The 24,395-nt window shown below is 37.7% G+C and carries 21 protein-coding genes; 7 read left to right on the top strand and 14 right to left on the bottom strand.

The genetic code is table 11. The annotated features are described in order from the left end of the window. The first annotated feature begins 65 nt into the window (after nucleotides 1-65). The 5 genes from rpoZ (at nucleotide 66) to bfr (ending at nucleotide 4,238) form a co-directional block, all read left to right on the top strand. A complete protein-coding gene (rpoZ, locus tag MP622_RS15530; RefSeq protein WP_004978050.1) occupies nucleotides 66-347 on the top strand; it encodes a DNA-directed RNA polymerase subunit omega in 282 nt (93 codons plus the stop codon). A 223-nt stretch (nucleotides 348-570) separates the two neighbouring features. Next, entirely contained in the window at nucleotides 571-2,676 is a 2,106-nt protein-coding gene (locus MP622_RS15525; protein ID WP_044739680.1) for an HD domain-containing protein, read from the top strand. A gap of 74 nt (nucleotides 2,677-2,750) precedes the next feature. Beyond that, nucleotides 2,751-3,134 (top strand): RidA family protein, encoded by a 384-nt coding sequence (locus MP622_RS15520; protein ID WP_044739681.1) that lies wholly within the window; start codon nucleotides 2,751-2,753, stop codon nucleotides 3,132-3,134. Nucleotides 3,135-3,353: 219 nt separating this feature from the next. Next, the gene (locus MP622_RS15515; RefSeq protein ID WP_016168690.1) at nucleotides 3,354-3,548 is read left to right on the top strand and encodes a bacterioferritin-associated ferredoxin; all 195 of its coding nucleotides are present in this window, start codon (nucleotides 3,354-3,356) and stop codon (nucleotides 3,546-3,548) included. Between the two features lie 225 nt (nucleotides 3,549-3,773). Beyond that, a complete protein-coding gene (gene bfr / locus MP622_RS15510; RefSeq protein WP_243791710.1) occupies nucleotides 3,774-4,238 on the top strand; it encodes a bacterioferritin in 465 nt (154 codons plus the stop codon). A 41-nt stretch (nucleotides 4,239-4,279) separates the two neighbouring features. Here the strand turns inward: bfr and MP622_RS15505 are convergent, their stop codons facing one another. From MP622_RS15505 to MP622_RS15490, 4 genes are all read right to left on the bottom strand, one after another. Then, on the bottom strand, nucleotides 4,280-5,908 hold the full coding sequence (locus MP622_RS15505) for an O-antigen ligase family protein (RefSeq protein ID WP_243791708.1): 1,629 nt from the start codon (nucleotides 5,906-5,908) through the stop codon (nucleotides 4,280-4,282). 148 nt (nucleotides 5,909-6,056) lie between these two features. Continuing rightward, nucleotides 6,057-6,812 carry an SDR family NAD(P)-dependent oxidoreductase gene (locus tag MP622_RS15500; protein WP_243791706.1) on the bottom strand — a complete coding sequence of 252 codons (756 nt, stop codon included), beginning with the start codon at nucleotides 6,810-6,812 and terminating at the stop codon, nucleotides 6,057-6,059. A 3-nt stretch (nucleotides 6,813-6,815) separates the two neighbouring features. Beyond that, nucleotides 6,816-8,114 (bottom strand): FAD-binding oxidoreductase, encoded by a 1,299-nt coding sequence (locus MP622_RS15495; protein WP_243791704.1) that lies wholly within the window; start codon nucleotides 8,112-8,114, stop codon nucleotides 6,816-6,818. After that, nucleotides 8,108-8,530, bottom strand: a complete 423-nt coding sequence (locus MP622_RS15490) for a GtrA family protein (RefSeq protein ID WP_243791702.1) — start codon at nucleotides 8,528-8,530, stop codon at nucleotides 8,108-8,110. Before MP622_RS15490 ends, MP622_RS15495 begins: the two co-directional genes overlap by 7 nt. A 31-nt stretch (nucleotides 8,531-8,561) precedes the next feature. On the opposite strand from MP622_RS15490, the gene MP622_RS15485 reads away from it, so the two are divergent. Together MP622_RS15485 and MP622_RS15480 are read left to right on the top strand one after the other, a co-directional pair. Further along, nucleotides 8,562-9,440: a decaprenyl-phosphate phosphoribosyltransferase gene (locus MP622_RS15485; protein ID WP_243791701.1), complete on the top strand. Its 879-nt coding sequence runs from the start codon at nucleotides 8,562-8,564 to the stop codon at nucleotides 9,438-9,440. 16 nt (nucleotides 9,441-9,456) lie between these two features. Further along, nucleotides 9,457-9,867 (top strand): divergent PAP2 family protein, encoded by a 411-nt coding sequence (locus MP622_RS15480; protein WP_243791699.1) that lies wholly within the window; start codon nucleotides 9,457-9,459, stop codon nucleotides 9,865-9,867. A gap of 1,000 nt (nucleotides 9,868-10,867) precedes the next feature. Here the strand turns inward: MP622_RS15480 and MP622_RS15475 are convergent. From MP622_RS15475 to gltB, 10 genes are all read right to left on the bottom strand, one after another. Then, a complete protein-coding gene (locus MP622_RS15475) occupies nucleotides 10,868-11,305 on the bottom strand; it encodes a pilin (protein ID WP_243791697.1) in 438 nt (145 codons plus the stop codon). Between the two features lie 133 nt (nucleotides 11,306-11,438). Then, nucleotides 11,439-12,230, bottom strand: coding sequence for a TfpX/TfpZ family type IV pilin accessory protein (tfpZ, locus tag MP622_RS15470; protein WP_243791695.1), 792 nt, complete (start codon nucleotides 12,228-12,230; stop codon nucleotides 11,439-11,441). Between the two features lie 21 nt (nucleotides 12,231-12,251). Then, a complete protein-coding gene (locus tag MP622_RS15465) occupies nucleotides 12,252-14,108 on the bottom strand; it encodes a hypothetical protein (protein ID WP_243791693.1) in 1,857 nt (618 codons plus the stop codon). Nucleotides 14,109-14,185: 77 nt separating this feature from the next. Beyond that, the gene (locus MP622_RS15460; protein WP_243791691.1) at nucleotides 14,186-14,656 is read right to left on the bottom strand and encodes a pilin; all 471 of its coding nucleotides are present in this window, start codon (nucleotides 14,654-14,656) and stop codon (nucleotides 14,186-14,188) included. A gap of 262 nt (nucleotides 14,657-14,918) precedes the next feature. Further along, nucleotides 14,919-15,479 (bottom strand): TPM domain-containing protein, encoded by a 561-nt coding sequence (locus tag MP622_RS15455; RefSeq protein WP_243791690.1) that lies wholly within the window; start codon nucleotides 15,477-15,479, stop codon nucleotides 14,919-14,921. Next, entirely contained in the window at nucleotides 15,473-16,522 is a 1,050-nt protein-coding gene (locus MP622_RS15450; RefSeq protein WP_243791688.1) for a TPM domain-containing protein, read from the bottom strand. The genes MP622_RS15455 and MP622_RS15450 overlap by 7 nt, the downstream gene beginning before the upstream one ends. Before the next feature lie 26 nt (nucleotides 16,523-16,548). Beyond that, nucleotides 16,549-17,139, bottom strand: a complete 591-nt coding sequence (locus MP622_RS15445; RefSeq protein WP_044739688.1) for a LemA family protein — start codon at nucleotides 17,137-17,139, stop codon at nucleotides 16,549-16,551. A gap of 142 nt (nucleotides 17,140-17,281) precedes the next feature. Further along, the gene (locus MP622_RS15440; RefSeq protein WP_044739689.1) at nucleotides 17,282-18,160 is read right to left on the bottom strand and encodes a metal-dependent hydrolase; all 879 of its coding nucleotides are present in this window, start codon (nucleotides 18,158-18,160) and stop codon (nucleotides 17,282-17,284) included. A gap of 192 nt (nucleotides 18,161-18,352) precedes the next feature. Beyond that, nucleotides 18,353-19,774: an FAD-dependent oxidoreductase gene (locus MP622_RS15435; RefSeq protein ID WP_044739690.1), complete on the bottom strand. Its 1,422-nt coding sequence runs from the start codon at nucleotides 19,772-19,774 to the stop codon at nucleotides 18,353-18,355. Nucleotides 19,775-19,843: 69 nt separating this feature from the next. Then, complete coding sequence (gltB, locus tag MP622_RS15430; RefSeq protein ID WP_243793562.1) at nucleotides 19,844-24,319, bottom strand: glutamate synthase large subunit; 4,476 nt, start codon at nucleotides 24,317-24,319, stop codon at nucleotides 19,844-19,846. Nucleotides 24,320-24,395 lie beyond the last annotated feature (76 nt).

Below are 24,395 nucleotides of genomic sequence, written 5' to 3'. Positions count from 1 at the left end.
TGAACTGAAAGCATTTTATACTGCACAGTCTGTTTCCGAATTTTAGCATTTATACGAGAGCACATATGGCACGCGTAACCGTTGAAGATTGTTTAGACCATGTAGACAACCGCTTTGAGCTTGTACTAGTGGCAAGCAAACGTGCGCGCCAACTCGCACGCCAAGGTATTGAACCAACTGTAGAATGGGACAACGATAAACCAACAGTTGTCGCACTGCGTGAAATCGCAATTGGTCACGTTTCAAAAGATATTTTGAAACAACGTGAGCAAGACTACCAAACTTCAAGCCTTGATCTTGCACTTTCTGCAAACAATTTGAATTTAGATGGTTTTTCTTTCCAATAAGAAAGAAAAACTACATAAAAGCCTAGTTTTTAACTAGGCTTTTTTATGCTTGGAACTTTAATATTTCTTCAAGAACAGTTATAACATTAACTTAAATTACGCTATTTTTTTAAACTGCCGATTTGCGATTTTTGCATAAAAAATTTGACAAGTTTCGCACTTTGCTTTTTATTAAAAATTGAACTAACGAATAGATTCCTCATGGTATAGGTACAGGTGTTATATGCCAGGCGCAGAAGTCAGCCAAGCCAAACAACAACTCAAAGTGATTATCGACGCTTATCTGAATGAAAGTGAAGTCGAACGAGTGCTTGCGGCCTGTGATTATGCCGATATTGCGCATGATGGAATTACGCGGAAAAGTGGTGAGCCATACATACTGCACCCGATTGCCGTCAGTTGCATTTTGGCACACATGCGTTTAGATGCAGAAACTCTGATGGCTGCATTGCTACATGATGTGATTGAAGACACCGATTTTAGCAAAGAAGATATTAAAGAAAAATTTGGACTAACTGTGGCAGAACTGGTCGACGGTGTCACCAAACTCAGCCATTCTAGTGATAAAGAATATAACAAAGCTGCTTCGTTCCGAAAAATTTTACAAGCCACCCTACAAGATCCACGTGTCATTATTATTAAATTGGCTGATCGCTATCATAATATGACCACGCTAGAGTCTTTACGCCCAGATAAACGCGCACGCATTGCTCAAGAAACTTTTGATGTGTTCGTGCCAATGGCTCGTTTAGTGGGCATGAATGAAATGGCTGATAATCTTGAACATCTTTGTTATCAAAATCTTGATTTAGACATGTTTAATAATGTCCAAGAAGCCTTACTTAAAACCAAGCCCAAACGCTGTGAATATCAAGCTTTATGGGAAAAAAATCTGACTGGACTGTTACAACAGAATCAAATCAGTGGGCGAATTAAAAAGAAAAATAACAACATTGAATTACTTCGTCACTTCGTTAAAAACGACATTGATTTGCAAGAACTGACTCATAGTCATGCTTTTGAAATTATTCTGCAAAGCATTGCGGATTGCGATAATCTTGCCGAAATTTTACAAGAACATTTCCAAGTTCTGTCTTATCAAGACCATATTCGACGACCATTGCCGGGTGGTAACCAGTCACTCATGCTGCGCCTCAAAGGCGAGAAAACCACGCTCTCCCTTACCCTACAGACCGAATTGATGCGTAAAGCTGCGCGTTTTGGTGTGGTCTTGGGTGAAAATGCCCCTCAAGCTTGTCGCTCAGCTATTCAAGCCTCTATGCAGAACTTAAACGTACTGATTGATAGCAGTTGTGCCAAAACCACGTTTAATGATTTGCTTGACTATCTACATCAAGAAAAAATTTGGGTGTATACGCCACACGGGCAATTACATGAATTACCACAAGGCGCAACTGCCGTCGATTTTGCTTATTCAGCAAGCCTTTTTTTAGGCAACCATGCGATCGGAGCAAAGATTAATGGCGAAACTAAGCCTTTATCTACACCGCTTGTGAGTGGACAAGTCATCGAAATTATTACCGATGTACTCGCCACGCCAAATCCAGACTGGCTCAGCTTTATTAATACACAAAAGGCCCGACGTGCCATTCAAAATATCCTACGAGATCAGGATGTAGAAGAACAGCAATTGGTTGGAGAGCAAGCCCTCAATCGTGCTTTAAAACTCTTTCATCGCTCTACAGATGACTTGACCAAAGATGATTGGCTCGACTTGCTAGAATGGCGTCATTTAGATTCCAAAGAGCGTCTATTTCAGCAAATTGCAGTGGGTGACTTATTACCACAATTGGTTGCCAATCATTTATTTGCTCAAGATCAATCCGCTGAAGATCATAACTCTGACCGTCTCATTCAAGGTACAGAGGGTGTTGATGTCAAATATGCACATTGTTGCAACCCCGTGTTAGGTGATCCAATTCAAGGACATCTTTCACGTCGCGGACTAATCGTGCATCGTGCCCGATGCCACAACTTGTTGCATGAACAACATCTACACCCTGAAAATATTATGCCGTTGCAATGGTCTTCCGAAGACCTCGACGATGTTAGCTTTACCGCCTATCTTTGCATTGATATGGAGATGGATGATGAACAGATTTCAGATTTAATCTATCAATGCCGTAAAGCCAAAACAGGGGTGGAAATGGTGCGCAATTATGACCATAAAACCTATGTCAATATTGTAGTGAATAACCGTAAACAAATTGCCCAAATCATTCGTGACCTACGCATGCACTATGGCTTTCCACGTATTACCCGCCTATCCATACCAATAAATATGACTGAAGCTTCTATAGCAAGTTAATCATTTAAATCGATAGGGCTTCTGTATCTGGATACAATCCTTTAAGATGTATTCAGATATAAAAGGAGAAATCGATGTCACGCCAAGTTATTCATACTGAAAATGCCCCTGCTGCGATTGGTACTTATTCTCAAGCAATTCTCGTTGGTGAAACACTTTATCTTTCAGGGCAAATCGGTTTAGATCCGTACAGTATGGAATTGGTAGAAGGCATTGAGGCGCAAATTCGCCGAGTTTTTGATAACTTAAAAGCCGTGTGTGAAGCCGCAGGTGGCTCTCTGGCTGATATTGCTAAACTCAATATCTTTTTAACGGATTTATCTAATTTCCAACTGGTCAACCAAATTATGGGGGAATATTTTGCTCAACCCTACCCAGCACGTGCTGCGTTAGGTGTGGCAAGTCTACCTAAAGGAGCGTTGGTCGAGATGGATGGCATTGTGATTATTCCACAATAATTTATAAAATTAATTCAATCACCACCTTCAATATTTAGCTCTAAACTATATAAATCTCTTGCGTGAAATCCGAGCAGAACTCGGATTTCCGCTAAGATGATGTTTTTCTATTCAAATTCCCAATGATAATAATTCTCTTTTTAAATGAATGTTATTGACAAACGATAACAATTATCAATAATATTACTTATCGTATTTAAATTCATCTGGCTCGCAGTCATGTACGTATGTTTGTGTCGTGGTATTACAGATCAAGATATTAAAGATGCCGTTGCTAATGGTGCAGAAAGCTATCGCGAAATCCGTGATTTGCTTGATCTTGGTACATGCTGTGGTCGTTGTGCGCCTGAAGCTCGTGCCATCATTAGTGATGAAATTGCAGAGATTGCGGGACGTATTGCCGTCGCAGCCTAAGAATAACAATATTTATAAATGTAATGGTCTCTATCCCCCGCTTTTGACTCTAAGCGGGTTTTATTTTTCTAGTTTAATATCCAATTGTTTTTGATTGCGATTTTCATTTGCCGTTCAATAAAGCACTCGCCTTTCAGCATTTTCTTGTTTAAGATTTACAGAATAACAGGCTGTTATGGTCTAACTTACAATTTTAAATCAGCATTGATTGATGGAGTTTATGCTATGCAAGGCAATCGCGATGTGATTAACCAGTTAAATCAGGTGCTCTATCATCATTTAACTGCTATTAACCAATATTTCCTGCACTCAAGAATGTTTAATGACTGGGGCATTGAACAATTGGGTTCTGCCGAATATAAAGAATCGATTCGTCAGATGAAACATGCCGATAAAATTATTGAACGGATTTTATTTTTAGAAGGCTTACCAAATTTACAACACCTCGGTAAACTTTATATCGGTCAACACACTGCTGAAGTTCTGAATTGCGATATTCGCAAAGTGAAAGAGAACATTGAAAGTATTAAAACAGCTGTGACTTTGGCTGAACAAACCTTAGACTATGTGACGCGTGATTTGGTTCAAGAAATTCTAGAGAAAGAAGAAGAATATTGGGATTGGCTCACCACTCAACTAGATTTAGTCGAAAGTATTGGCATTGAAAACTATATTCAAAGCCAACTCTAATCAATAAAAAAGCCAGCGTTTCGCTGGCTTTTTTAGGTCTTTTATTGAGTTGGTTCTAACAAAGATTCATAGCCCACATCGACATGTTTCAACTGTTTTAATAACCATAATTGGTAACGTGCCCCCTGTTCATCCCCATTAAAGGCAAGAACACGTGCATATTTCAACAAATCATATTTGGTTGGATAGCACTGTACCATTTCATGAATTTGCTGTAATTCAGCTTTACTCAATACCGTATTCGGGTTCAGTCGAATCCATGCAATTCTGCGACTGAGCTCATCTAAGACATAAATGCGATCATGGTTGGTAATTTTTTCAGGGGTATGTTCATAACGCATCGATTGATTCAGTTTTGGCACCGCAACCATATAATCACGATGAATTAACACCAAAAGCAAGCCCCCTACCACAAACATCATTTGTGTATATTTAGGCACTAAAGTCCAGACTTTCAGTTGAGTTTCCTGTGACAGCACCAAACCTACGATAAAACCCAATGGTAATAAGAAGTAAGCATAGTTTTGTGGATACTCCAATAAGGCATGAACCAATACTGCCACAATCATCAAAATACCGATGACCGACTCTGTAGAGCTCACTCTGCTAATTAGGCGATATCCAAGATAAATTAAATATCCTAAAAATGGTATGCCGATTAGCAATCCATTCCATACCAAGAAATCCAGCACAAAATTATGCGAGCTTCGTACCCATTCAGGAATACGATAATATTCACTTACAGCAACCTGAGCCACACTGGTTTGATTCCAACCATACCCAAACCATGGCCGGTCTGAAATGGCATAAAGCATTTGTTGCCATATACCTAAACGTAAATGCCCTGTACTTGCCCGCTCAATCGCAGTTGGCGAGTCCGCAATTGTCAAATGTGCAGCTTGCGCCACCCAATGATCAACGATTGGCATGACTAAAATTAGCCCAATAAATAAACCAACCCAAGTCAGCATTGCATACCATTTGAGATGCAAATACCCTCTATATTGTTGATAAAAGAAATATGCCAAAAATAGAATACAGACAACCCACGATGTTCTAGACTGACTTAAAACCAACGCAATCAATATCGTCAATGAACATAGGCTTAAAATCCAAGCCTTAAGCTTACTTTTCTCGAATAAATACAGACTCGCCATTAACGAAAGAATAAGGAAAGTAGCCATATTATTCGGCTGAGCAAAATTCGCATAAGGACGATTACTGCGTAAATTGGCAATACCAGGAATATGATTTTCGATCGTGAGCCACTGACAGATTGCCATCACTCCTGAGAGTGTACCGACCACCAACAATACATAACTCAAATTCGTAAATACTTGTTCTCGATCTTTTAGGGTTAAAGATAAGTTATAACCCAATAGCATACTTAGCCAAAAAGCAAAGACAAAAAGGCTTGAAATTAAAGCAATACTAAAGAAAAACTCCAGCCCAAATATCCATTGCAGCAATGGAATAAACGCCGTAACAACTAATGGAAGTGTCAAAACTGGTACTTTTATTTTTTGCTGAAGAAAAATGGCGGTGAGTGCAAACAAAGACAAAAAAGCAAATAACTCACCTGTGTAGGTCACCCATGGGCGATAGTGAACAGGTAAAAGCCAAGCCAGCGCAATCAGCACACTGGCAAGTAGAGAAAGAATAAATTTCATGGGGCGCCACAGTTGCAGAACTACGTATAGTGTAATTCAAAATGTTGGTTTTCCAATAATTACTCTTAGCAATTTAAAAAACAAATACTCATAACTACTAATTTTAAAAATATCTCAACTATATTTTATATACTCCATTTAATTAATTTTAAATATCCATTTTCCTAAAAATAAAAAAAGGTAAATTTCTAATTATTAACATAATAATTTTCCATTTTTTTGGTGTATAAAGGGTTGCTTTTCCTATTTCTATAGCTCGAACTATTTCTTGAGCAACCTGCTCTGGAGATGCTTGCCTTCCTTTTACTTCTACTCCTTGTGTCATGGGAGTTGCCGTTGGTCCAGGTTTAATCAGGGTTACAGTAACCTTAGAATTCGTTAGAGCTAAGCGGTGTTGTAAACCTCGCACATAAGTATCTATAAGTGCCTTTGATGCACCATATATATAATTGGATTTTCGCCCACGATCCCCTGCTACTGATCCAATAACTGCAAGTTTCCCATGATTACGGTCAATCATGCATTGAACAATCGCCTCAGTAAATAAAACAGGGGATATTGCGTTTACTTCTATGGATTGTTGAGATTGCTGAAGATCAATTTGACATTGTTCTTGATTAGGTAGATTCCCATGTGCAATCAGCGCGATATCTATAGTTGCCTGATGATTCAATGTTTGAATACAGGTTTGAATCGCTTGAGCATCTAAAAAATTTACACATTGCATTTGAATATTTGCATCAGGATTACGAACTTTAAGATCACTTATGACACGTTGTAGTTTTTCAGAATCACGACCTAACAGGATGAGTTCACATGCTTGTTGTTTTAACCAAATTCTTGCACAGTATTCAGCAATGGTAGATGTTCCACCCACAATCAGAATTCTTAATTTATTTGACATTTGTTATACACCTAATAGACGACGGGACATATTTGAGCTAATACCTGGATCTCGATATTTCATAAACTCTTGAATACGTGGATATCCTGATTCAAATAAAGTTTTAGGCATGCGTGCATCTTTGGCTAAGTAAAGTCGTCCTCGTGCTTCTTTAACGATATGATCTAATTCCTTAAATAACTTTAATGTTCTTTCATTACGATTTGGAAAATCTAAAGCAAGAGTGACTCCTGGTCGAGGAAAGCTTAATAAACCGCCCGATTCACGATTTCCAAAAGTCTTTAATACCGCTAAAAATGATCCTTCACTAGATTTTTTAATTATTTTTAACATTTCATGAGTCGCATCTAGACCTACCTCGTGTGGCACAACACTTTGATATTGATAGAATCCATGAGGACCATACATTTTGTTCCACTCGTGTAGTGAATCTAATGGATAGAAAAAAGGTTCGTAATGCACGATTTGATTGTGCTTTTTTAACGTATTTTTATAAAAATAAGCGAAGTTAAATATAGGGAGACTAATTCTATTGACTAAAGAAATTGGCGGAGTAAATGGGAAAGTTTTATCCTTAAACTTTGGTACCGATTGATTTTGCACTTGTGCCAGATTACCGCGAATAAAAAGTCCTTTTGTTGATGAGCTATTGATGCAATCAATCCAAGACACTGTATGTTCCCAATCAACTTCAGATGAGTCAGCTAAACTAAAAAATTCTTGTAAGCTGTGATAAGGGATAGTTTCTGATTGTATCCATGGTCCATACACTGATCGCAATTGCAACTTCGCTTCCAAGATCAAACCAGTTAACCCAATACCACCTAGAGTCGCATAGAACCAATCAGATTTTTCGTGATGTGAGCATTCAATAATTTCACCATCCGTGCGTAACAGCTTTAATGACAACACATGATCGCCAAAAGAACCAAAAGCATGATGATTCTTTCCATGAACATCATTACTGATTGCACCGCCAACAGTGATCATTTGAGTACCAGGTGTTACAGGCAACATCCACCCTTGTGGAACAAGTGTACGATGAATATCTTGTAAAGTTACACCGGCTTCGCAATGTAAAACACCTGTTTCAACATCAAATAATATTAAATGATTTAATGCAGTTGTATGCCACAAATTACCTTGCATATTTAAGGCAGCATCACCATAACTTCGCCCCATACCATGTCCAACACCTGGGTAAGAATGTTTTAACTGCTGAATGGCCTGAGTCGGCGTGTTAAAAGTAATTAAATTATGCTCTTCATCAGAGAGCCGTCCCCAAGCTTGTACCTTCACCATAGATTGATTGATACCATTTTGAATACATAGCGTTTATCTAAATAATATTTACAGATATAGCCAATAATTAGACCTAAAATGCCACCTAGATAGCGCATTTCTTTTGTTTCAAAAATATAATGAAATCCGAATTCAAATCCCCAAAAAATAAAGGTAGTAAGAAGGCCCATACTTGTGTATAGAAAAAAGATTTGTCGATTATGTCTAAAATTTTTTGTTTTATATTGAAAAATATATTTTTTATCTAGGATGTATTTGATGATAAGCCCACAACCCGTACCGATCATGATTGAAATTAAGAGTGAAAACTTTCCAAAGTACAAATAATTACAAATATCTTGTGCTAAGATATTGCATAGCGTAGCAACTATTGCAAAAGCCACATAGAGGATCGTGAGTCTAAACGAATTGATCATTTAAAAATTTTTTAATAGTGTTGTAAATTAAATGCATGATATAGCACAAAAAAGGACATTTCTAGGGGAAATGCAAGGACTGATTAAGCTAATCAGACCAAAGCAATGGGTTAAGAATAGTTTTGTTTTCGCACCATTAATTTTTGCGGGTGAGTTTTTACATCTTGATTCCATTTATTCTACTTTATTAGCAGCATTTTTATTTTGTTTAGCTTCATCTGCCGTCTATATTGTAAATGATCTTAAAGACATAGAAAAAGATCGAATACATCCAGAGAAATCAAAGAAACGACCTTTGGCTTCTAATCAAGTTAGTTCTCACAGTGCAATAATTTTACTCATATTACTTTACATTTTTCTTATCAGTTTTTGGTGCGTAGTTACAAATGTCATTTATGTGATTTTCATTTATTTAGGCTTAAATTGGGCCTATACATTCAAATTAAAACATGAACCAGTAATCGAAATTTTTATTGTAGCTTTTGGTTTTGTGCTGAGAGTTTATGCTGGTGCAGTCGCACTTACCGTTCCTGTTTCACATTGGATGTTTATTACAACACTAAGTATTTCATTATATTTAGCCTCTATTAAAAGGCGCCAAGAAATATTACAAAATGGATCACAAAGTCGAGGAGTTCTAGCCCATTATTCAGTAACGTTAATCGATCGCTTTGCTGAAATGTCAGCGGTCACAGCTGTAGTCTTTTATAGTCTATATGTAATGGAATTTCAACCCAAATTAGTTATAACCGTTCCATTGGTCATTTTTGGCTTATTCCGCTATTGGTATATTGTCGAAACACTGAAAGGTGGTGAATCACCAACAGATGTAATTATTCAAGATAAACAAATATTATTGACTATATTACTTTGGATAGGATTCTGCATCTGGGTTTTACTCCCAACTTGATTTTCGAAGGTTTCATATGCATTACTACATTTATTTAATTACCCCATTTTTCGCATGGTTAATATGTGGAATAACGAAATTTATAGTCAATTGCTTAAAAGAAAAACGATTAGCTTTTGATTTAATCGGTTACGGTGGAATGCCAAGTAATCATAGTGCCATCGTAAGTAGTATGGCAAGTTTGATCGCGCTTAAGGAAGGTATTAATACACCTTCATTCGGTGTTGCATTAACATTAGCTTTTATTGTTATATTAGATGCAAACGGTTTGCGAAAAAAAATGGGGCAACATGCTCAAGTGATTAATCAATTTTGTGGCTTTCAAGATCAAAAATTAAGAGAACGGGTTGGGCATAGTAAATTTGAAATCCTTATCGGAATCATATTAGGTTCTTGTATAGGATTAATATTTGGGTTATTAAAGTGAAATTTTTATAAAAATTACAATTACTTTAAATAATCAACTAAATTTATATAAAAATCCACTCACAACCATTTTATGCAATACCAATATTTTTTAATTAATCATATTCTTAATATAAACCCACAATTAAATTAAAAAACCACCCAGATAAGATTGATTAAATATATAGGAACCTCTAAATATTTTTATTTTATTATTCTACAAATCTAGTATAGTTTTATTGTACATTAAATTTAGATAAATATAAAAATACTAGCAATATATAAAAATCAGGTTATTCAAAATTATTCAATTTATTAATAGCTTTATAAAAAATATTCATAAATTCTTATTCTGTACAATAATTATCAAAATACTGAAAATTGAATCTATTTCAACAGCAATTGAACTTATTCTAATCAAACTCAGATCAATAAAAGGAAGCTCGCTATATAGTTTGATCAAAAAAACAAATAATATGTTAGAAAAGATGAATATTATTAAAATAAAAATTATTAATACATAAGCACTTAATTCCATTTGATAAATATTTATTCAAATTACCTTAAGTGCAATTATAGACTTCAATTAGTATATTATTTTTTGTATTAAATTGAATAGCTCAGATTTTAAAATTACTGTATTAAAAAAATAAAATATCAACTTAAATATTAAAGGTCATAGTGCACCTTGATGTTATTTTAGATTTTAAAAAAAACTTATAAGTATAAGCAGTTAAATTCATCACAAATAATATTAACGATTAAAAATATAACTAGTTCAACTCTTTGTATACTAATCAAGTTCATGCTAAAAAAGCAACTAACAAATTATATCAAACATGCTGATTCCGCAATTTTAGCTAGGAAAAATGTGAAGCTTTAGAAAGATATAAAAAATAGTTCGATAGAACAGAAAATGAATCGCCTCCAAAAATGGTTTCAACATTATCTTATTTCTAATAAAATATAATTCAAATCCAAATAATTGACAGTTCTCTAATATTTTTAGAAATCATCTACACTTAACGACAAGCGTTTGGTCTATATCTTGCATCCAAAGTGCCGGGAGTACAAGTCCAAGTAGATGCCCCATCCGTTGTTTCAAAAAAAATAGTCTGACCACTTGCTTTACCAGTAGTCATAGTCATAGTTAGAGAACCACTTGGATAAGTACCTATAATAGTCGATGACATTTGAGAATATTTACCTGTTAAATTCACACTAATTTCACCAGAACTTGGTATGGTAGTAGGCGACACCAATGCTGTAGGCCATGTTGCATGATTCCAACCATAATCACCTAATGCTGACTTCATACCTGATCCCAATATAATTGCTTCTGATACCTGAGCACGAGTAATATAGTCTTGATAAGCTGGCACAGCAATAACTGCTAACAATCCAATGATTGCCACCACTATCATCAATTCAACAAGGGAAAAACCTTTAGATATTTTCATAATTTTGTTCTCTACAGTTTAAATAGCGCAATATATTGATAATAGCAAAAATCACACCAATATTTTTATCAAATAAAAACAATTGTTTAAGCCGATATAAAAACAATATTATTTGTCACATTTTTACTATATTTCACAACCATGGTCTTAAATTGACAATTGCTATTGGTTCACCATCAGAATTAAAAAGAGCAACCATATCCACATTAAAAGCCTTTACAGGTAACCACCCATAAATGCCATTATAAGATTGTAATACTGACCGAATATTATTTTCAGAATTAAACTTTTTTAATTCCCCAATAGTTTTCAATTTTGCAACTATATATCTCCTACGATAATTAAGTAAATGATAGGTTTCTGGCCTAGTTGCCAAACTAACCCCTTCAAACATTTCATCTTCTTTTTGACTTTTACGGATTTCAGGGTCTTCTGAATAAACTGCTGACACCCACAGAGGACTACTAAAAAAACTACCTTTGAGTTTATGCTCATTAAGCCCTGCAATTGGTGTGTTAATATCAATAGGACTTACCAATTCAATATCATCAACTACAAAAACCTGCCATAGAGGTCTACCTTGAGCAACAATATATAAGCCAAAGGTATATGCACTTAATTGTAAAATTAATATTATTATTAGGTCAAATCTAAGTTTTCGTTTATTCTCTTTATATACAATAAATGTAAGTAAAGGCCCAATTATTAAATCCACTATCAATAGTAATACATATATATTATTAACTCCCATCGCAATATTTAAGGGGTATGGATACCAAAGCTTAAAAACAAGAAACAATGCTATACACAAAAGTACTACAGAAAATAAAAAGTGCAACAATGCAATTTTTAGACGAGGCTTGGTGGAGTTTATTAAGCTATAAAACACAAAACACCTAGATGACTTACCAATAAAAGAATTCACAACATTTTACCAATATGCTATTCATCTAATTAAATAATTTATAAAAGTAGCACGCTCCTTACTACAGGTATCACCACTATTTATTTTGCTATTTAAGCAAGCTATTTTAACAATATCAAGCATATTATAAATATAATGATCTTTATTATATGAATTTACTTCTAACAAATAATTATATATTTTTCTAGCCTCCTCTACTCTTCCACTCTGATATAAATATGCAATATTATTATAATCATAAGGTACTCTCTCATCAGCTTCTAGATACCACGATGCAATTTTATTTAATTCCAAAGATTTTTGGGGATTCTTATCAAAAACACTTACAGCTAAAGCATAAGCTCCATAAAAACTAGCAATGTTAGCATTTGGGATATCTCCCATTTTATATTCTGATTTGTTTTTATACAATAAATGATACTTAGGTAATGCCATTTCTACACCTTTAGCATATTCTAACGCCTCACTATTGTTTAATGATATAAGTGCATTTACATAAATTATCTGATCTTGCACAGTTAATCCAATATCATATTTATGTTGATAATTCTTTATAACATAAACAATTTCATTAAATTTCTTTTCCTGATATAAGCCATATAGATATGAGTTCCTTGCTAACTCATTATCTGGCTGCATAGTATAAGTCCATTTCCATAAAGTAAAATCTGATTTCCAAAATGGAACGATAGATTTAGTAACTAGAATAGAAGAAAACAACCATACTAAAATAATAGAACAGGCTAGTTTATAAAAAAAAGGGGAGAGTTTTTGATAGGGCAAAACACTTACTAATATTGAAAAAAAAGCAGCACCCAATGTCATGAATCTATTATGAGCTATATTATTGGATATAGTAATCGGGACAATATAAACAACCAGTGATATAGTTAAAAGCACACTAAAAACCAACCACACATATTTATTTTTTTTAACAACACCAAAAACTAAGAAAATAGAAAATAGAAATATAATAAAAAATTTAAATATTAATACATTAAAATTATCATTCAAATGATTATAAGACAATAAAGGAGTAAGAGACTGAAAAGGAAAAATAAACTGCTTTAAATAAAAATAAATACTATGGATTGGTAAATATTCTTGAAGGTAAGCAAATTTAATATACTCATCGTTAATTTTCTGATGATAAACCCCCCCCATAGCATCAATTCTAAGTATAAAATAAAAAACTAAAGTTGAAAAAAAACAAAAAATCAATCTAAAGTTATTATAAATAAAATTCTTGGTATTAATAATATAAGAATTCTCTTTTTCAATATTTAAGAACATATACATAAAATAAGTTAAGACAGGAATAATAATTCCTAATTCTTTACTTAATAAAGCCAGAAAGAAAAAAGAAGAAATAGCTATACTGCCATACCATGTATTAGGTTTTAATTTAATAAAAAGATAAATACTTATAAGCGTAAAAGTAGTAACCAATAAGTCAAATCTACCTGAAATCCAAGCAGTAGCTTCAACTAAAACAGGATTAACCACATATACTAAACCAGCAAGCAAACTCAACGAAAAAAAATTTTTCCTTTTATTTAATTTCAAAATAGAATATGTTATTAGACTAACCAAATATGAATTTATAATTAAAATTACTAAGTTAATAATATGCGAACTTACAGGTGTTTGACCAAATAAATTAAACTCCATATACATTGTTAAAAAAATTAAAGGCCTAAAGTATGTTGTGCCTGGCAACACTGGTTCTGTTAAGATATCCCAACTTAGAGGCTCATTAACTAATTTAATCTTCTGTACAAAAAGTAAATTATCATCCCACACATAGCCAGCATTAATGACTGGATAATAAAGAAATATTGCGACTAATGGAATTAAAAAATAATATATTCTTTTCATTTATAAACTCAATACAAATAAAAACAAGACCATAATTTATGATCTTGTTTTTATTTTAATAATAATTAGGTTATAAATTATGGTTTACATGCATTAGGCAAGTATTTTGCATCAATTGTAGTACCAGCACCTGTATAACCATCAACAGTCGTATTACCACATGACCATGCAGATCCACCATTATTAGTAGAATAAGTTAAAACACCACCAGATGCTTTACCTGTATTCATTGTAACTGTCACTCGACCTGTTGGGTAAGTGCCTGTTATTGTATTTGTTACTGTCGCATATTTACCAACTAATGTAGCATTTAACTGCCCAGAAGTCGGAGTAGCAGTAGGAGCAACCAATGTTGTAGGCCAAGCATTTTTATCAGCACCATACTCCGAAAGTGGAGACTTCAAACCACCACCTAAAGATACAGCTTCAGATACTTGACCACGTGTAATGTAATCTTGATAAGCAGGAATCGCGATTGCAGCCAAAATACCGATAATGGCAACTACGATCATTAATTCAATAAGAGTGAAACCCTTTTGAGCGTTCATAACATTCTCCACAAATGTTTGTTTAGTTTTTTTTAAGCTTTGTAAAGCAAGAAGCGCTTTTGTATGCTTTGTTTATAATGAGCACGGAATGTGCCAAGATTTATTATAGTTAAATCCAACAAAAAAACAGCATCTTAGCCATGTTTTTTTTAAATAAATTTCACTCATTATTCTTTCAAATTTGACACAAATTAAACATAAGTGACAATAATTGTTAACTAGTGGTTAAATAACAATCACATCCAAACTCCTGTTCTCATGCTCAATCTAAAATAATTGGTTCATTAGGTAATTCATTGCTTTGATCAATTTCCTTTTCAACATAAAATTGCTGTAGCAATTTTCCGATACTAGAAATTGCTTGTATAACAGCTTCATCATATTGATGTCGACTAAATTGCTGCACCAAGTTCTGACAAATTGAATTCCACACCTCTTGTCCCGTCATTTGCTGCAATCCACGATCAAAAACTAACTCCACCTTTCGTTCACACAAATTTAAGTAAAATAATACTCCACTGTTGTGTTCCGTATCCCAAACACCCAATTCCGCAAATAACTGCTCTGCACGTTTTCGTGTATTTTGCCGATAGGCTTGCAAACATGGTAAATGTCCTTCAATTACCACTTGAATCTCACCAACATGCCCCTGTTCTGCATGCTGTACAGCAACTGCTATTTTCTTCAAATCGGCAGATTTAAAATAGCGTCGTGTATTTGAAAAATAAAAACAATGCTTGAGCCAACGCTTAAAACTAGGTTGAACATGTTCTTGTAATTTCGGTGTCGTGACTATCTGAGTTGAATCTGTTTTTGTTACCATGAGCCTGAAGCACCTCCTCCACCAAAACCCCCACCACCGCCTCGATAGCCACCACCTCCACCAAAGCCGCCACCACCTGAACCTCGTCCAGAACCTGAAGCCAGTATTTGTAAGATCAACTGTGCCAATGAGGTCACGAGCAGTAAGAAAATACCCAATCCAACTAAGAGGCTGGTCAATAAACCCACACCACTGACCAAGCCCGCAACCACACCAGCTACACCCGCAGTCGCAGCACTAAGGCGTTTACCCATCATCATCGATGCAAAAGCCCCAACCACAATAATAATTAAGGCATAGGTCCAGAATTGTGATCGTGCGTTTTGTTCATGTAATGCCTGAGCTTGTTGCTCTTGTAATTCTTGCGCTGCTTGCTGGGCAATTTCAGGGTCTAGATTCAGAATTCGCTCAATCTCACTGAGTCCAGATTGAATACCTTGAGCATATTGGGCTTGTTTAAAATATGGCGTGATCTGATTACGAATAATGCGCCCAGCCACAATATCAGGTAATACCCCTTCTAAACCGTAACCCGTTAAGATCTGAATTTTACGATCATTGATCGCAATGACCATGAGTAAGCCATTATCGCGCTTGGCCGTTCCCAACTGCCATTGTTCAGCCACTCGCATCGCATAATCAAAAATAGCTTCCTGCCCTGTGGTCGGCACAATCACTACACCAATTTGTGCCTTACCTTGCTCATACAATTTTAAAATGTGTTGGCTTAAGACCTGTTTATCTAAATCAGACAAGATATTGGCTTGATCAATCACAGGTGTATTCAAGCTTGGCAATTGGCGCATTTGCCCATCAGCCAAATCATTTGCTACTTGTACTGAAGATGCTGCCATTTGTTCAGCATCTAAAGGTTGCATGCCTTTTTTTGCCTGCTGAATAACCTGACCAATCACCACAGCATCTTCTGCATCATTGACCGTGGAAGATGCTTCAGCCCAGCAGATTGAACAGAAAATTAAAGACAGCAAAGCACCTAACAGGAACCGTACAGCCTGTTGGATGGGGTACTTTAAGCAATACATTCACTTATTCCAGTTAAGTTAAATGTTTAATCAAAAGAAACTTTGGGGGCAGTTTGCGCACTTTGTTCCGCACTAAAGTTTGGCTTGGTGTGCATGCCAATGACTTTTGCAGTCATCACCTGCGGGAATTGTCGTACATAGGCATTGTAATCTTGCACCGTGGTGATATAGCGATTACGCGCCACAGCAATCCGATTTTCAGTACCTTCCAGTTGCACTTGTAAATCACGGAATTGCTCATTGGCTTTTAAATCAGGATAATTTTCGGATACCGCAATTAAACGTGATAATGCACCTGTTAGCTGACCTTGTGCTTCTTGATACTTTTGAAAGAGTGCTGGATCTTCCAAAACTTCTTTATCGACTTTTAAACCTGCCACGTTGGCTCTGGCTTGTGTGACTTCAGTGAGCACTTGCTCTTCATGTTTGGCGTAGCCCTTAACCACATTCACCAAATTCGGTACCAAGTCTGCACGACGTTGATACTGGTTTTGTACTTCTGACCAAGATGCAGTCACAGCTTCATCTTTAACTTGTAAAGTATTATAGCCACAGCCTGTCAACATCAAGCTCCCGCTCAACAACACAACTAGCGTACTCTTTTTAATCCACAGCATCGTTCAATCCTCATCTTTTTCTTGGCATGTCATTTCTTATTGAATGCAAATATTGTAGACCGAATTGATTTTCGTTGTGTTTGATTTATTTAATCGCCCATCGAACAAAAAAGTCGAGAAAATTCCCGACTTTGATCTTTAATCATGACACAGCTTCCGTCTCAATCAAGAATTCTTGCATCTGATAATCCTCTACCAAACGCTGCTTCCAGTAATTCACAATTTGACTATAGTCATGTGCCGCAGGATGGAATTCCTTTCGGTAATAGCTCAAATATTCAGGTGCTAATTGAATCAGCATTTTCAGTAACAAATAGCCGCCAAAAAGATTCCCTCTCAGTTTCAGTAAACTTTTATTACGATCTTGCCAAAACAAACGACTAGCCGAATAAAAAGTTAAACTGGCAAAACCTGTAGTGACACTGCGCATTATCATGCGACGGATTGCATCATCCCCATAAACATGCTGATAAACATCAAATGCTACTGACCGATGTTCAATTTCTTCTATGGCATGCCAGACCCATAATTTTTGCGCATCTTCCTCCAAAGTACTGAGAACTTCAGGATGACGTAAAATATATCCTCCCAATAGCGCGGTAAAATGCTCAAAGGCACAGGTAATTGCCAACTGGATTTTGGGATGTAAGTTTTTGACATGGTGATCTTTGCGTGCCAACCAATCTTGAAAACGATCTAAATTATAGTCTTCACGTCGCCACGCTTGATTAAACTCCATGTGTGCTTTGGAATGCATAGCTTCTTGTCCAATAAATGCAGCAATTTGGGCTTGCAACTGTGCATCGGTTACCTGATCCCTAACATTACGCACGCTATGTACAAAAAATTGCTCGCCTATTGGAAAGGTGGAAGACAACGCGGTCAGTAAATGCGACATGACGGGTGAGTTGGCAAAATAATGGCGACGAATGGCTTTGGGATTAAACTGCAATTTTCGAACAGTAATTCCGTGCGCTTTAGGACGATTTAAGTATGATTTTTCTGTCGTCTGTTTCAGCATGATGAATTCTCAACATTAGCAAAGTTCAGATACTCAGTATCTAAAGGTCATGTCCTTCACTAAATGGCAAAAATGCTTAGCTGATTAACCAAAAGAGTCAACCTGACCACTGGTAAGCGATTTATAAACCAACAAAAAACCCACCGAAGTGGGTTTTTATAAATCTAGAATGTTGAACGAAGTAAATCCTTCTTACACATCTAGGTAATCTAAAATACCTTCTGCGGCTTGACGACCTTCCCAGATAGCGGTTACAACCAAGTCAGAACCACGCACCATGTCGCCACCTGCGAAGATTTTCGGGTTAGACGTTTGGAATTTATATTGTTGTTTTTCAATAGCAACAACTCGACCCGAACCATCTAAACCAATATTCGCCCCTGCAAACCAGTCAGCAGGACTCGGACGGAAACCAAATGCAAGTAATACTGCATCTGCTGGTAAAATTTCTTCAGAACCTGGAACAGGTTCTGGGCTACGACGACCACGACTATCTGGCTCACCCATTTGTGTGGTTACAAATTTCACACCAGTCACTTTTCCATTTTCACCAACAATTTCAATTGGTTGACGGTTGAATAGGAACTTTACACCTTCTTCATAGGCATTTTTCACTTCACGCGCAGAACCTGGCATGTTGCTTTCGTCACGGCGGTATGCGCAGGTTACATCATGCGCGCCCTGACGCAATGAGGTACGGTTACAATCCATCGCAGTATCGCCACCACCCAGCACAACCACTTTTTTACCATCAACACTGATGTATTCGCTTGGATCTTTTTCCCAGCCTTGGCAACGGTTCACATTGGCAATCAGAAAGTCCAGAGCATCATAAACACCATCCAGATCTTCCCCTGGGAAGCCACCCTTCATGTAGGTATAAGTCCCCATACCCATGAACACAGCATCATAATCTGCAAGTAACTGTTCGATGGTAATGTCCGTACCAATTTCAGTATTTAAACGGAACTCAACGCCCATCCCCGTGAAAATTTCACGACGACGTTTCATCACGTCTTTTTCCATTTTAAATTCAGGAATACCAAAGGTTAATAAACCACCAATTTCAGGACGTTTATCAAATACTACTGGTTTTACCCCGTTACGCACCAAAATATCAGCACAACCTAAACCCGCAGGTCCAGCACCAATAATCGCAACTTTTTTGTTGGTCCATTTCACATGGGACATGTCTGGACGCCAGCCCAAAGCAAAAGCTGTATCATTGATATATTTTTCGGCATTACCAATCGTTACTGCACCAAAACCATCATTTAAGGTACATGCCCCTTCACACAAACGGTCTTGAGGACAAACTCGACCACACACCTCTGGTAAGGTATTGGTTTGATGGCAAAGCTCTGCTGCTTGGAAAATACGACCTTCAGCAATCAATTTTAACCAGTTTGGAATGTAGTTATGGACTGGACATTTCCATTCACAATATGGGTTACCACAGCCTAAACAACGGTGGGTCTGATTGGCAGCCACTTCCGCAGTAAAGGGTTTATAAATTTCCACAAACTCTGCTTTGCGGACAGTAATATCTTTTTTCTCTGGGTCTTGGCGTGCGACATCCAGGAATTGAAAGTCATTATTTAGGCGCTCTGCCATGTCTCTCTCCGTGGGTAGGTGCAGTCCTTTTTCTCTGCTGCACCTGCCTATATATCTGCAGTAGTGGAATTATTGTGGATCAGCTTTGGTCGTTTTCAAAAGCGTAAGCAAGTTAGCAGCTTTTGGTTTTACAAGCCAGAATTTACGGCTGTAAAAATCGAACTCGTTGCGGATCTTGTACGCCCACGCACTACCTGTTTCAGCAATATGCTCATCTAGAATACGCAATAAGAACTCTTTATGCTCTTCCATCGATTCTGTTGAGATACGGTTCAACTCAATTAACTCGTGGTTGTAGTAGTCGACAAAGTCATTATCCAAGTCAAGTACATAAGCAAAACCACCTGTCATACCCGCACCGAAATTGTGGCCAACTTTGCCCAGTACCGTCACTACACCGCCTGTCATATATTCACAGCAGTGGTCACCTGCACCTTCAATGACAGCAAAGGCACCTGAGTTGCGTACTGCGAAACGCTCGCCCGCAGTACCCGCAGCAAATAACTTACCGCCTGTCGCACCGTATAAACAAGTGTTACCAATAATCGCAGTTTCTTGCGTTTGGAACGGCGAACCTTTTGGTGGGAAAATCGATACGCGACCACCCGCCATGCCTTTACCGACATAGTCGTTCGCATCACCTTCAAGCTTGATATGCAAACCACCTGCGTTCCACACCCCTAAAGACTGACCCGCAGTACCTTTCAGGTTCATCACAACAGGATGCGCTTCCATATCTAAATTGCCGTAACGACGCGCAATTTCACCAGAGATACGTGCACCAATTGAACGGTCACAGTTACCAACCGTGAAGCTATATTCACCGCCCGTACCAGCTTCAATTGCTGGCAACATTTCTGTCACCATCTGCTCTGCTAACACACCTTTATCGAATGGTGCATTGCCTTCAACTTGACAATATTGTGCCTTACCTTCAGCCGCAGGATGTGACTCAAGCAGTGCACTTAAATCTAAGTGAGCGTGCTTTTCAGTTTCACCTGGCAATACTTCGAGCAAGTCAGTACGACCAATCAAATCTTTCAAGCTAGCTACACCCAATGCCGCTAACCATTCACGTGTTTCTTCCGCAATAAAGTGGAAGAAATTGATTAACATTTCAGGTTCACCAATGTAGTGTTCCTGACGTAAATGATCTTGTTGTGTTGCAACACCAGTTGCACAGTTGTTCAAGTGGCAAATACGTAGGTATTTACAACCTAAAGCAATCATTGGTGTTGAACCAAAGCCGAAGCTTTCCGCACCTAAAATCGCAGCTTTAACCACGTCTAAACCAGTTTTTAAACCACCATCGGTTTGTACACGAACTTTCCCACGCAGGTCATTCACACGAAGCGCTTGATGTGCTTCAGAAAGACCCAACTCCCATGGTGAACCCGCATGGTGAATTGATGAAAGTGGAGATGCTGCTGTACCGCCGTCATAACCTGAAATGGTAATGAAATCGGCATAGGCTTTTGCAACACCTGCGGCAATTGTACCTACACCTGGCTCAGAAACCAGTTTTACAGAAACCATCGCTTTTGGATTGACTTGTTTCAAGTCAAAGATCAATTGCGACAAGTCTTCAATCGAATAAATATCGTGGTGCGGAGGTGGTGAAATCAATGTCACACCTGGCACCGAGTAACGTAAACGTGCAATTAAGCCATTCACTTTACCACCTGGCAACTGACCACCTTCACCTGGTTTTGCACCTTGCGCCACTTTAATCTGCAACACTTCAGCAGAAGTTAAGTACGCTGGTGTTACACCAAAACGACCAGATGCAATCTGTTTGATTTTTGAGTTACGAATCGTACCGTAACGTGCAGGATCTTCACCGCCCTCACCTGAGTTCGAGCGACCACCAATCGTATTCATAGCAATTGCAATTGCTTCATGCGCTTCAGGAGACAATGCACCCAAAGACATACCCGCAGAGTCAAAACGTGGCAAAATTGATTCAACCGACTCAACTTGCTCTAAAGCAATCGAGTTATCTGTTTTTAACTTAAATAAGTCACGGATGGTTGCAATCGGGCGATGATTTACCAACTCAGCATATTCTTTAAAGTCAGCATAGTTACCTGAACGTACTGCTTTATGCAACGCATTAATCACATCAGGGTTAAATGCATGGTATTCCTTGTCGAATACAAACTTCAATAAACCGCCCTGATCGATTGGCTTACGTGATTTCCAAGCAGTATCAGCCAATTTTTTCTGATCATTTTCAAGGTCAACAAAAGTTGCACCTTTAATACGGCTTGGCACACCAGTAAAGCATTTGCCTACAACTTCTTCAGACAAACCTACTGCCTCAAACAACTGACCACCGCGGTAAGATGCTACTGTTGAAATCCCCATTTTTGATAGGACTTTAAGTAGACCTTTATCAATACCTTTACGGAAATTTGCTTGTGCATGAATTGGATCACCCAATAACTCGCCTTTTGCAATCAAGTCATTGATTACATCGTAAGCTAAATATGGATAAATTGCTGTTGCACCAAAACCTAAAATCACTGCAAATTGATGTGGGTCACGAGCAAAACCCGTTTCCACAATAATGTTGGCATCAGTACGTAAACCGACATTAATCAAGTGATGATGTACTGCCCCTGTTGCCATTACAGCATTTGCAGGTAAATAGCCTTCACGGATTTTCTTATCCGAAAGTAATAATAAAGTTTTGCCATCACGAATTGCTTGTGCAGATTCTTCACAGATACGCGTGATTGCTGCCTCTAAACCTTCACTCTCAGCGTAGTTCAAATCGATATCTGCAATTTCATAACCCTTACGACCTAAAGTACGGATTTGATGCATTTTCGAGTTTGACAGTACAGGACTTGAGACAATTAAACGATCTGCATGTTCTGGACCTTGTTCAAATACATTTTGCTCACGACCAAAGCATGTTTCCAATGACATCACAATTGATTCACGTAATGGATCGATTGGCGGATTTGTTACTTGCGCAAACTGTTGACGGAAGTAATCCGATACATGACGTACTTGACGCGACAACACCGCCATAGGGGTATCATCACCCATTGAACCTACAGCTTCCTGACCACTTTCAGCAATCGGACGCAGTAGTTGATCACGCTCTTCAAAGGTCACCATAAACATTTTTTGCGCTGCTTTCAGGTCATCACCTTTTAAGCCTTGCTCACACAAATATTCTTCAAGTTCTGGGCTGCCTTGCAGGCGAATTGAATTTTCACGCAACCATTCACGATATGGACGCATTTTTTTCAAGTGGTTGCTGACATCTTTAGTATCAAGCAATTTACCAGTAAAGGTATCTACTACAAGAATTTGACCAGGACCAACACGACCTTTAGAAATTACATCTTCAGGCTGATAATCCCAAACACCAATTTCAGAGGCTAAAGTAATGTAACCATTTTTGGTAATCACCCAACGCGCTGGACGTAAACCATTACGGTCTAGCATACAGATCGCATGACGACCATCTTGAATTACTAAACCAGCAGGGCCATCCCATGCTTCCATGTGCTTCGAGTTAAACTCATAGAATGCACGTAAGTCAGCATCTAAAGTTTCAACGTTTTGCCAAGCTGGTGGAACCAACATCCGTAGAGCACGGAATAGATCCATACCGCCACCGACCAGTATTTCAAGCATGTTATCCAAGCTTGAAGAGTCTGAACCTGTACGGTTTACAATCGGCTTAAGCTCAGTTAAACCTGGCAATAATGGATTTTCAAACTTCGGTGTACGCGCCATTGCCCAGTTACGGTTTGCCGTAATGGTATTGATCTCACCATTGTGTGCAAGGTAACGGAATGGTTGAGCCAATGGCCAACGCGGTAAAGTATTGGTTGAGAAACGTTGGTGGAATACCACGATATGTGATGCTAAACGCTCATCTGCAAGATCTGTATAGAAGTCTGCAATTGCAGCAGGCATCATCAAACCTTTATAACTGATGACTGTTGAACACAGTGTTGTTACATAGAATGATGGATCATTACTAAGTTGCTGCTCTGCACGACGACGTGCCAAGAATAACTTACGGTTAAATTCAACCTCAGTAACTCCCATAGGGCAGTTCACAATAATTTGTTCAAAGGCTGGCAAAGATTGCATCGCAATTTCACCGAGTGCTGCATTGTTTGTCGGCACTACACGCCAAGCAAGAACGCGCAAACCTTCGTCTTCAATTTCTTTGCTCAGAATTTGCTTTGAATACGCAGCGATTGCTGGGTCCAAGTTAAGGAAAACTGTACCAACAGCGAAAATTTCACTGAGAGTAATATCGCTCAGTTTTTTTGCTTCTTCGCGGAAGAACTGTTTCGGCATCGCCAATAATAAACCACACCCATCTCCGGTCTTACCATCGGCGGCAATACCACCACGGTGGGTCATACAGCTCAAGCTATGAATGGCGGTCTTGACCAGATCATGACTCTCGTCCCCTTGCATATGAGCAATAAGGCCGAAACCACAGTTATCTTTAAACTCATCCGGTTGGTATAAACCTTGAGCGGGAGCTACAGTATTAGGCGATGGCATGTGCATAGCGTACCCTTCTTTCTACTTGGCCCTGAATCGGGCGCTGACTATCTAACTTCTTTGCGACTTAGTCTAA

Source organism: Acinetobacter sp. PK01, assembly GCF_022819285.1.
In the GTDB taxonomy this organism is placed as follows: domain Bacteria; phylum Pseudomonadota; class Gammaproteobacteria; order Pseudomonadales; family Moraxellaceae; genus Acinetobacter; species Acinetobacter tandoii.
Note: the sequence above shows the minus strand (reverse complement) of the source record. Positions and strands in the feature narration are given on the sequence as shown.

Coding starts and splice junctions, on each gene's coding strand:
- rpoZ (WP_004978050.1), top strand. CDS start 66: ATGGCACGCGTAACCGTTGAAGATTGTTTAGACCATGTAGACAACCGC.
- MP622_RS15525 (WP_044739680.1), top strand. CDS start 571: ATGCCAGGCGCAGAAGTCAGCCAAGCCAAACAACAACTCAAAGTGATT.
- MP622_RS15520 (WP_044739681.1), top strand. CDS start 2,751: ATGTCACGCCAAGTTATTCATACTGAAAATGCCCCTGCTGCGATTGGT.
- MP622_RS15515 (WP_016168690.1), top strand. CDS start 3,354: ATGTACGTATGTTTGTGTCGTGGTATTACAGATCAAGATATTAAAGAT.
- bfr (WP_243791710.1), top strand. CDS start 3,774: ATGCAAGGCAATCGCGATGTGATTAACCAGTTAAATCAGGTGCTCTAT.
- MP622_RS15505 (WP_243791708.1), bottom strand. CDS start 5,908: ATGAAATTTATTCTTTCTCTACTTGCCAGTGTGCTGATTGCGCTGGCT.
- MP622_RS15500 (WP_243791706.1), bottom strand. CDS start 6,812: ATGTCAAATAAATTAAGAATTCTGATTGTGGGTGGAACATCTACCATT.
- MP622_RS15495 (WP_243791704.1), bottom strand. CDS start 8,114: ATGGTGAAGGTACAAGCTTGGGGACGGCTCTCTGATGAAGAGCATAAT.
- MP622_RS15490 (WP_243791702.1), bottom strand. CDS start 8,530: ATGATCAATTCGTTTAGACTCACGATCCTCTATGTGGCTTTTGCAATA.
- MP622_RS15485 (WP_243791701.1), top strand. CDS start 8,562: ATGCATGATATAGCACAAAAAAGGACATTTCTAGGGGAAATGCAAGGA.
- MP622_RS15480 (WP_243791699.1), top strand. CDS start 9,457: ATGCATTACTACATTTATTTAATTACCCCATTTTTCGCATGGTTAATA.
- MP622_RS15475 (WP_243791697.1), bottom strand. CDS start 11,305: ATGAAAATATCTAAAGGTTTTTCCCTTGTTGAATTGATGATAGTGGTG.
- MP622_RS15465 (WP_243791693.1), bottom strand. CDS start 14,108: ATGAAAAGAATATATTATTTTTTAATTCCATTAGTCGCAATATTTCTT.
- MP622_RS15460 (WP_243791691.1), bottom strand. CDS start 14,656: ATGAACGCTCAAAAGGGTTTCACTCTTATTGAATTAATGATCGTAGTT.
- MP622_RS15455 (WP_243791690.1), bottom strand. CDS start 15,479: ATGGTAACAAAAACAGATTCAACTCAGATAGTCACGACACCGAAATTA.
- MP622_RS15450 (WP_243791688.1), bottom strand. CDS start 16,522: ATGTATTGCTTAAAGTACCCCATCCAACAGGCTGTACGGTTCCTGTTA.
- MP622_RS15445 (WP_044739688.1), bottom strand. CDS start 17,139: ATGCTGTGGATTAAAAAGAGTACGCTAGTTGTGTTGTTGAGCGGGAGC.
- MP622_RS15440 (WP_044739689.1), bottom strand. CDS start 18,160: ATGCTGAAACAGACGACAGAAAAATCATACTTAAATCGTCCTAAAGCG.
- MP622_RS15435 (WP_044739690.1), bottom strand. CDS start 19,774: ATGGCAGAGCGCCTAAATAATGACTTTCAATTCCTGGATGTCGCACGC.
- gltB (WP_243793562.1), bottom strand. CDS start 24,319: ATGCCATCGCCTAATACTGTAGCTCCCGCTCAAGGTTTATACCAACCG.